The organism is Pantoea sp. Pa-EAmG, assembly GCF_030024295.1.
GTDB lineage: Bacteria > Pseudomonadota > Gammaproteobacteria > Enterobacterales > Enterobacteriaceae > Pantoea > Pantoea dispersa.
Genome location: NZ_JASEWO010000172.1, coordinates 1 through 9324, shown reverse-complemented (window position 1 = coordinate 9324; position 9324 = coordinate 1). Strand labels below are relative to the sequence as shown.

Below are 9324 nucleotides of genomic sequence, written 5' to 3'. Positions count from 1 at the left end.
ACCGAACCTGATACGGCTTCAGGCGCATGCCTCAAACCCGTTTTTTTACGGGCAATGGAGAAGCCCCTGTTCAGGAACGGAAAACCAAGGCTAAAAAGGAAACAATAATATGAAGCAGTTTGTTCACTCGGCGATAGCCGCCGCGCTCGGTCTTATTTTCAGTGGTTCTGTTCTGGCTCAGGACGCGCATGCCTTACAGGCCGCCCCGGGATACACCGCAACAAAAACCAAAGGGGAAACCCTCTGGAGTAATGATGACACCGCCCTGGGTGTCATGGGTTCGCTGCGTCTGTTCGGAAAGACCGATTCAGCGCACACGCAGAAACACGATATTCAGAACAACGATTCCCGACTGGGGATTGCCATACGGCATAACCTGAACGCCGGTGAGAGCGATGCTTTTGCGCTGGGATATTACGAAACGGGCATACACGGACTGGACTCCGCAACGGATGGGCTCAGCAACACCGTCTATACGCGCCAGGCCTACGCCGGGGTGGGCAGCGAAACCCTCGGTATCCTGACGTTTGGTAAGCAATACGCGCCGACGGACTGGGGGCTGGGGGTGGATACCACCTATGCATGGGGGGGAAAAGGAAAACACGATCAGGCCGGTATGTCGACGGATATCGTCAATTCAGCCGGCATCTGGTACTACACGGACGATCACCTGACCGTGGGCGCGATGGCGCAGGGGAATGACAACGTCGATAAGATTGGTTTTGCCGGCTACGGAAACGGTCCGGACCTGCACGATGCCTTTCGTGATGGAAACGCCCTCGTGCACAACGGCGCGGCGATAGCCGCACGCTATCAGTGGGACAACGGCCTGATCTTCTCCACTGCAGCCGCCTACAACCACTATACGGTCAACACCGGCGTCACTCAGGGCTGTACCCCCCTCGGTCAGGACGGTCACTGCTATCCCTGGACCGATCCCGACGGGCAACCCTATGACGGTAACACCTACTCCATGGGGATGAATGCTAAGTACACGACGACGGTTGACGATCACACCTGGTACAACGGTGCCCAGGCGACCTGGTACATGAACAAGGTGGAAGATGTGGTGGCGGCGACCCGGGGGCATTATCGTCATAATCCCTCACGTGAGGACAATCAGGAGACCGTTCTGGGTCTTGAGTACGACTCACAGCTTTATTTAACAAACAACTGGAGCGTCTACGCCGATGTCAGCTGGCTGCGTGGGAATGATGCGATGGAGGGCCAGCATCTTGAATCAACCGTGCTGGGGACAGACTACTGGCTTGCTAAAAATGCCGTCGCGTACGTGGAATACAGCTACCAGAAAGCCTGGGGCAATGTGAATGACGACTGGAATATGGACGATCATCTGGGTGCCGTAGGGCTACGCGTCTTTATCTAGCCTGCGATAACGGCCTGGCGAGAGAGGCCAGTCAGTTAAAGCCTTTCACGCGTCAGCGCCCTTCCCGTACCACGCTGGTTATTCAGCCACATCAGGGGACGCATGTCCCCTCCCGGTTTTTGTTCATCCCACAACATCATAAGCGACAAACAGAAACACCTTGGGGTTCGAGCCCACAAGTGAAATGTTATATCATAACTATTAAGTACACCATCAGGAGTCATAAGGTATGTCCCCAGGAACGACACGACGCCAGCTTATCCTGACCGGACTGACGACGCTTTTCACCAGCACGATGCTGAATCCCGTCTCATGTGCCTTTCCAGTCCTCCCTCAGAAGGTAAAATCTCCCGACAGGCGTAAACCGCGGGTAATGATAGATCCGGGCCACGGCGGCAAAGATCCGGGAGCCACAGGGTATGATGGCACAGAGGAAAAGCACGTCGTGCTCGAGACTGCAAAATATCTTCAGGCCATGCTGACGATGCAGGGCGTGGATGTCCGGCTCACCCGCACAGAAGATGTTTTTGTTCCCCTGTATGAACGGGTTCTGAAGGCACACCATCACGAGGCGGACCTGCTGGTGTCGGTACATGCGGATGGGTTTACCAGCCCGCAGGCTCAGGGGGCTTCCGTATTTGCCCTCTCGACCCGTGGGGCAACCAGTGCCATGGCCCGATACATGGCAGACAGCGAAAATGCTGCCGATATCGCCTCCGGAGAAAAACCCCATCAAGGAGATCGCTATCTGCAGGAGGCGATCTTCGATCTGACCCAGACGGAGACCATCCGGGAAAGCCTGGCTTTGGGCACCCATCTCATCCATCGTATTGCGCCCGTCCATACCCTGCACGCCCGGGAAATGGAACAGGCCGCGTTTGTGGTGCTTAAGTCGCCGGTCATTCCGTCCGTTCTGGTCGAGACGGCATTTATAACCAATCCCGCAGAAGAAAAACTGCTCAGCACCTCATCATTCCGCTACCGCATGGCCAGCGCACTGACGGAAGGAATAATGGATTATCTGAAGCAGAAAAAATCACTATAAAAAAATCCTGACCGGAAGCGCATGACGCAATGTCCCGAGTGATCTCCGTGCCCCCTGAGAGCATCCGGAGATTGTCATTTATCCGGAGGACATACACGGCATGTCAGAATCTTTATTTTCAGCTCGCCCCTTTATTGCACTAATGTGGACGGGGCTATTCTCGTTCAGCAACCTTGTCGCTGCGGCCCCGTTATCCCACACCAGCGAGCACAGCCTGGATTTTTATGGCACGCTGGTGGCCAGAAGGTTCATGAGTCACAAGCCAGCTGATGACGGCGATCGCACTTATCTTTACTTTGGATTAAAGGGTACACGGTGGCTCAGCCCGGACTGGCAGGCCTACGGGCAATGGGAATATACCGTCAGTGCAGCAGATGCATCACGTAATGCAACACGGCTGGCCTTTCTTGGGATAAAAAACCGGAAGCTGGGCCGTCTGGATATCGGCAGAAACTGGGGAGTCCTTTACGACGTCACCTCTCTTACCGATCGTTCGCCCCTGTTTCGGGAGATGTCTTACAACTATGTGGACAACGTCATGCGCGGTCGGGCAGAGGATCTGCTCACCTACAGACAGTCTTTCGACGTTATCCGCACGCCTGTGCATGTCGCACTACAGTACCAGTTTCCGGGCCATCAGACGGATCGCCCGGTGACAAAATGTTACGGAAAGGGGCTGGGTGCGTCACTGGAGGCATCTTTCACTTCCCGGTTCAGCGCTATCGTCGCCGCCTCGACCTCTTCCGCAACCCGCATACAGCAACATAAGGCGGGCTATCAGAAGCAGATCCGGACACTGTCGGGCGGCCTGCGATATCAGTCACCCAAATGGTATCTGGCGGCCGTATCCACCCGCAGCAATAATGCCATTCATCCGGAACCGGCTGCGAACGCCCATCCCGCCTTCAGCGAGGAAGTGCTGATGAAGGTGATGCTGACCCCCAGCCTGCAGCCACACGTGGGGTATACCCGTTTACGTCAAACCGAATCAGGGTATCGCCGGGATGTGCTGAACTACGATGAGGTCGGATTAACATGGTATCTGGGGAAAAACATGCAGGTTTTCATCGATTACAAGCTGAATAACCTCAGACAACATCACCATCAGACTGATGCTGCCGACAAGGCCGAGATTGGCCTCAGCTACCACTGGTAGAACCCGGGGAGACCAGCCGTTCTCAAAATCGCAAATTATCGTCAGGCCACGCTGATCATAATTGGTGTGGATGACCACGATACTCACAGCTCACAACATATCTAAAGTCAGGGGGACGTCAGAATCAGGGGTTTAAAAATGTGGGTTGGTGAAGTATTTCTCAGTCGCTGATCAGATATGGCCGGCAGAACCAGCCCCCACCCGTTTGCGCTGATGTCCAGACCAGGAGTGACAGAAAGTAAGCGTACAGCGTGAACCGTCTGGTCAGAATATGAAGCATCCGACAAAGTGGTGTCCACCAAATAAGTAGTTGGAACCAAAGTGTCAGATATGCAGAAAAATGTAACTCCCCGCAGGCAAAAAGGCCGCCCTAATCATCCTCCTGAGTTTAAGCAGCAACTCGTTGCTGCCTCCTGCGAGCCAGGAATATCCATTTCAAAACTTGCGCTTGAAAATGGCATTAACGCCAATCTACTGTTCAAATGGTGCCAACGATTGCGCGAGGGAAAGCTGCTATTACCTTCTCCAGAGAGGCCTCAGCTACTTCCTGTGCCTCTCGATGCCGCTGCCTTACAGCCAGAGCCGCCCACAGAGAACCCGGAGGCCCTCAGTATCAGCTGTGAGATAACGTTCCGGCAGGGGACGCTACGCCTCAACGGTACTGTCAGCGAAAAGCTTCTGACTCTGCTGATACGGGAACTGAAGCGATGATCCCGTTACCTTCCGGGACCAGAATCTGGCTGGTTGCCGGTACCACTGATATGAGAAATGGCTTCAACGGTCTTGCCGCAAAAGTACAGACGGCGCTGAAAGACGATCCGATGTCCGGCCACGTCTTCATCTTCCGGGGTCGCAGCGGCAGCCAGGTCAAACTGCTGTGGTCCACCGGCGACGGGCTGTGCCTGCTGACCAAACGGCTGGAGCGTGGTCGCTTCGCCTGGCCCTCTGCCCGTGATGGCAAAGTGTTCCTGACCCCGGCACAGCTGGCGATGCTGATGGAAGGCATCGACTAAGGCATCGACTGGCGACAACCTAAACGGTTGCTGACATCTCTGACCATATTGTAGGCCTCTTTATCCTGGTTGTTGCTGAATAAGCCTGGTAAAGTACGGGCTTATGAACGACACCTCTTCTGACGAAATCCTTCTGCTGAAACAGCGGCTTGCCGAACAGGAAGCGCTGAACCGAGCCTTGCTGGTAAAGCTGGCCGACCGTGAGCGCGAAATAGACCATCTGCAGGCACAGCTGGATAACTCCGCCGGATGAACTTCGGCAGCCGTTCCGAAAAAGTATCCCGTCGTATCGCACAGATGGAAGCTGACCTGAAAGCGCTTCAGAAAGAAAGCGATACGCTGACGGGTCGGGTGGATGACCCGGCCGTACAGCGCCCGCTGCGTCAGACCCGCACCCGCAGACCGTTCCCCGAATCACTCCCGCGTGATGAAAAGCGTATGCTTCCTGCCGAATCCTGTTGCCCGGAGTGCGGTGGTTCGCTGAGCTACCTGGGTGAAGATGCCGCCGAACAGCTTGAGCTGATGCGCAGCGCCTTCCGGGTTAACCGGACAGTACGTGAAAAACATGCCTGTACTCACTGCGATGCGATCGTGCAGGCAGCCGCGACTTCACGGCCCATCGAACGGGGTATCGCAGGACCGGGGCTGCTGGCCCGCGTGCTGACCTCAAAATACGCAGAGCACACACCGCTGTATCGGCAGTCTGATATATACGGCCGACAGGGCGTGGAGCTGAGTCGCTCACTGCTGTCGGGCTGGGTGGATGCATGTTGCCGGCTGCTGTCACCGCTGGAAGAGGCGCTTCAGGACTATGTCCTGACGGACGGCAAACTCCACGCCGATGACACGCCCGTCCCAGTACTGTTGCCAGGTAATAAAAAGACAAAGACCGGGCGCTTATGGACGTACGTTCACGACGACCGCAACGCCGGGTCACCGCGGGCAGCGGCTGTATGGTTCGCTTACAGCCCGGACAGAAAAGGCATCCACCCGCAGAGCCATCTTACCGGCTTCAGCGGCGTGCTGCAGGCGAATGCGTATGCCGGGTTCAACGAACTGTACCGCAATGGACAGATAACGGAAGCTGCCTGCTGGGCTCACGCCCGCAGCAAGATCCACGATGTGCACGTTCGCACGCCATCAGCGCTGACGGAGGAAGCTCTGAAACGTATCGGCGAACTGTATGCCATCGAGGCTGAAATAAGGGGAATGCCGGCAGAGCAGCGCCTTGGCGAACGTCAGCAGAAAGCGAAACCGCGACTGAAATCCCTGGAAAACTGGCTGCGTGAAAAGATGAAAACCCTGTCGCGACACTCAGAGCTGGCGAAGGCGTTCGCGTACGCACTGAACCAGTGGCCGTCACTAACGTACTATGCAGACGATGGCTGGGCTGAAGCCGATAACAACATCGCTGAAAATGCGCTGCGGATGGTCAGCCTGGGCCGTAAAAACTTCCTGTTCTTCGGCTCTGACCACGGTGGTGAGCGCGGAGCGCTACTGTACAGCCTGATCGGTACATGCAAACTGAACGGCGTGGAGCCAGAGAGCTATCTCTGTCATGTGCTCAACGTAATAGCTGACTGGCCGGTCAATCAGGTCCGCGAACTGTTACCCTGGCGCGTAACCCTGCAAACTGAATAACCCGTATCCGTCAATACGGCTCTCGCTGTACGCTTACGCGGTTCTCAGGGCATTCACTGATGCAAAACAACGGTATGGTGCGCCACGACTTGCGGATGAGCTCCCGGCCTACAACATCAAAACGATAGCAGCCAGCCTGCGTCGTCAGGGGCTTAGGGCAAAGGCAGCCCGCAAGTTCAGCCCGGTCAGCTATCGGGAGCACGGGCTGCCGGTGTCGGAGAACCTGCTGAAGCAGGACTTTTATGCCAGCGGTCCGAACCAGAAGTGGGCGGGTGACATCACCTACTTACGTACAGATGAAGGCTGGCTTTATCTGGCAGTGGTGATTGACCTGTGGTCGCGAGCGGTAATTGGTTGGTCCATGGCACCGCGAATGACGGCGCAAGCATCCTGAAAATGTACTTGTTCATACTGATCGCGGTGGTCAGTACTGCTCAGCGGATTATCAGGCACTGCTGAAACGGCATAATCTGCGCGGGAGCATGAGCGCCAGAGGCTGCTGCTATGACCATGCGTGTGTGGAAAGCTTCTTACACTCGGTGAAAGTGGAATGTATCCACGGCGAACGCTTTATCTGCCGGGAAATGATGAGAACAACGGTATTTAATTATATCGAGTGCGATTACAATCGCTGGCGTCGCCATAGTGCCTGTGGCGGGCTTAGTCCTGAACAATTTGAAAACCAGAACCTCGCTTAACGCCGTGTCCACATTACGTGGGTAGGATCAGTGCTGCATCACATCAAGCCAGCGTATGGCAGCCCTGTGCCAGAGATCAGTAGCCTCCAGCTTTTGTGCAACCTCATCCTCCACCATCATGTCTCACAATTGATACCCGTTTTTTTCTTTTGAAGGACCTCAGCCCCAGACTGGTTGCTCTGTGCTTTATCGCCGGGATCGTCCTGTGGGGAAGCTTCTCCTTTATCCCACGGGCACCAGACTCAGGATATATGGCTCTTAAGAGTCTGTCTTCATCAGGCAGCCACAACCGGGGCTTCGTCAGCCCCATTTTTCCGTCCTGGGCAAAAATGGCCTCCCGGGTACGGGCCGGCAGCAACGCTTTTATTTTATCAATCCCTTTACTGTAGTGCGCCTGCATTAACACCAGTTCCCTTTCCGTCCAGGGCCTGTTTTTCCAGGTTCCAAGGTCAAATTTGACCACTGCCGCCCTCACCGCACTGACGCTTCTGCCCAGTCTGGCGGCAATCGCCTTTGTGGGCAGATTTCTGTAATGTTTTTCCAGAAAGGCCTTATCTTCAAGGCTCCAGCTACTGCGACCAGTGAGCCCGGCAAGGGATGCCTGCTGGCAGATAGCCTTGCGTGAACGCCAGGGTAACAATGACATGACATACTCTATGCCTTCTGTATAGTGGGTCCGGAGCAATGCCAGCTCCTCTTCCGACCAGGGTGGCGTCACGCCACGGGACAGACCGGAAAGCTGAACAATCCGTGCAACCCCATGGGCAGACCTGCCAAGCCGTTCCCCGATTTCACGGGCAGACAGCTGACCATAGTGTTGTTCCACAAACGTAATTTCGGCGACCGACCACGGTGTCCAGTGATTACGGTGACGCTGCGTTTTATCCACCATGTCAGACCTCCCTGGTATCAGTCACGCTGTTTTTCCTGCGACAGCGTAGAGATTTGAGCCCGAAGGCGTTGCTCAGCCTGTTGGACCTGCTGCTGACGCTGCAGCGAATCTTCTGGCAACTGATTCAACTGCCGAAGCTGTTCTTCCACCGGCACGGTCTGCCGGAAGCTTGTCAGCATGCCAAAGACCTGCGATTTAAGTTCACTTACGGTGATATATTTTCCTCTCTGACCATCAAGCGCATTCAGTTTATCGGCAAGTGCCTGAAGCTGTGTCATCCCTTCATGCCAGCCGTTCATTGTATCGACAGGAAGTACTGAGATATTAATCTGTTGCTGCCACTGCTGTACCAGGGGCTTAGCCTGTTCCGGCCACAGCGCCTGAGCCTGTTCTGTGAGTTTTCTGGCGTGAGCAAGATTCCAGTCAGGCGGCAACTTATCCAGTCGGGCAAGCTGCTGCTGTGTCTGTGCGATGAGGTCCTGCGATAACGAAGTCTGCTGACGCAACATTCCCAGCTGTTCAGACGTGAGAGGTGCAGGGAACGGAGCCAGTGAAGCAGTAAGCTGAGTCTGTAAAGGGTCTGGACGGTGAAGATACTGCCAGCCCCACACTGCGGCAGCGCTTATCACCAGCATGGTACACATCCCGGCAGCGAAGGATTTCCACTTTTTAACCGGCGCAGGCATTACCGCCATCACCTCCACGTTCGGCTGCGGTTCCGGCTGCGCAACGTACACCCACTTCACTGCGCTCTCTGGCGTATCACCTCCAGCAAGGTCTCTTGTGGCCGCTGCCGCATCATTCGTCACGGTGGCAGGCAACACAACACCTTGCTGAATGTTCGACCCGGTGCTGGCTATGCCATCGCTGTTTTCCAGCCGGACAGCACTGTTATGCATCAGGGTTCGCAACGTATCAAGCTGGCTCAGATGCTTAAGCTCCAGACGCTGCAAATCTTCCCCCAGACCGGTAAGCAGCTTCTCCGCCCGGTATAACTGGCTGAGGTCGCTGTAATTCAGCGGGAGCGAACGCATCCGCTGCTGCAGGCGCTGGCTCAGACTGCTGAGGATTTCCATTCGGGCATGGACAGGCTGCGGCCACAGCGCCCCCCACTGATGGTTTATCAGGGCCTTGAGTATTGACAGCCCTTCATTGAGTCCGAATAAGCCGGCCAGCTGCGTGCGCGCAAGCGTATACCAGGCTGCCGTCTGCAGTTCTACGCCGTTCTGCTCAAACAGTGAGAGACAGAGTTTTTCCGCATAACGCCAGTTCACATCCGGGCGAGCCGGATGCGTCAGCTTACTTAGCTCATCACGCAGGGCGGCATAATCGGGCAGTGTGCGTGGGTCGCCGCCTGTTTTAAGCTGGCGGGTGAGTGAGTCATTCATGACGAGGGATCCATTCAACAGGCATAAAAATAAATCATCCAGTACTTAATCTGACTAAAGGTTGGGTCATTCAGATCGTCCAGCAGGAGTAAAAATTGTGGATT

General features: G+C 55.4%; 7 protein-coding genes and 2 pseudogenes. 6 read left to right on the top strand and 3 right to left on the bottom strand.

The genetic code is table 11. The features are described from left to right. The first annotated feature begins 109 nt into the window (after positions 1-109). From QMM04_RS18340 to QMM04_RS18315, 6 genes and pseudogenes are all read left to right on the top strand, one after another. Positions 110-1387: a porin gene (locus tag QMM04_RS18340; RefSeq protein WP_282996707.1), complete on the top strand. Its 1278-nt coding sequence runs from the start codon at positions 110-112 to the stop codon at positions 1385-1387. A gap of 229 nt (positions 1388-1616) precedes the next feature. Further along, the gene (locus tag QMM04_RS18335) at positions 1617-2432 is read left to right on the top strand and encodes an N-acetylmuramoyl-L-alanine amidase (RefSeq protein ID WP_349253945.1); all 816 of its coding nucleotides are present in this window, start codon (positions 1617-1619) and stop codon (positions 2430-2432) included. Positions 2433-2532: 100 nt separating this feature from the next. Next, on the top strand, positions 2533-3588 hold the full coding sequence (locus QMM04_RS18330; RefSeq protein ID WP_282996706.1) for a porin: 1056 nt from the start codon (positions 2533-2535) through the stop codon (positions 3586-3588). A 707-nt stretch (positions 3589-4295) separates the two neighbouring features. After that, complete coding sequence (gene tnpB, locus QMM04_RS18325) at positions 4296-4601, top strand: IS66 family insertion sequence element accessory protein TnpB (RefSeq protein WP_282996705.1); 306 nt, start codon at positions 4296-4298, stop codon at positions 4599-4601. Positions 4602-4704: 103 nt separating this feature from the next. After that, a pseudogene (locus QMM04_RS18320) lies at positions 4705-6242 on the top strand (IS66 family transposase). Positions 6243-6282: 40 nt separating this feature from the next. Continuing rightward, a pseudogene (locus QMM04_RS18315) lies at positions 6283-6940 on the top strand (IS3 family transposase); the annotation flags it as partial. Positions 6941-6967: 27 nt separating this feature from the next. On the opposite strand, the gene QMM04_RS18310 reads toward QMM04_RS18315, so the two are convergent. Genes QMM04_RS18310 through QMM04_RS18300 form a run of 3 tightly spaced genes read right to left on the bottom strand, consistent with a single transcriptional unit; the run spans position 6968 to position 9220 of the window. Then, entirely contained in the window at positions 6968-7057 is a 90-nt protein-coding gene (locus QMM04_RS18310) for a PerC family transcriptional regulator (protein ID WP_282996708.1), read from the bottom strand. Beyond that, entirely contained in the window at positions 7044-7832 is a 789-nt protein-coding gene (locus QMM04_RS18305) for a hypothetical protein (RefSeq protein WP_282996704.1), read from the bottom strand. The genes QMM04_RS18310 and QMM04_RS18305 overlap by 14 nt, the downstream gene beginning before the upstream one ends. A gap of 17 nt (positions 7833-7849) precedes the next feature. After that, positions 7850-9220, bottom strand: coding sequence for a VasL domain-containing protein (locus QMM04_RS18300; protein WP_282996703.1), 1371 nt, complete (start codon positions 9218-9220; stop codon positions 7850-7852). Positions 9221-9324: the final 104 nt, after the last annotated feature.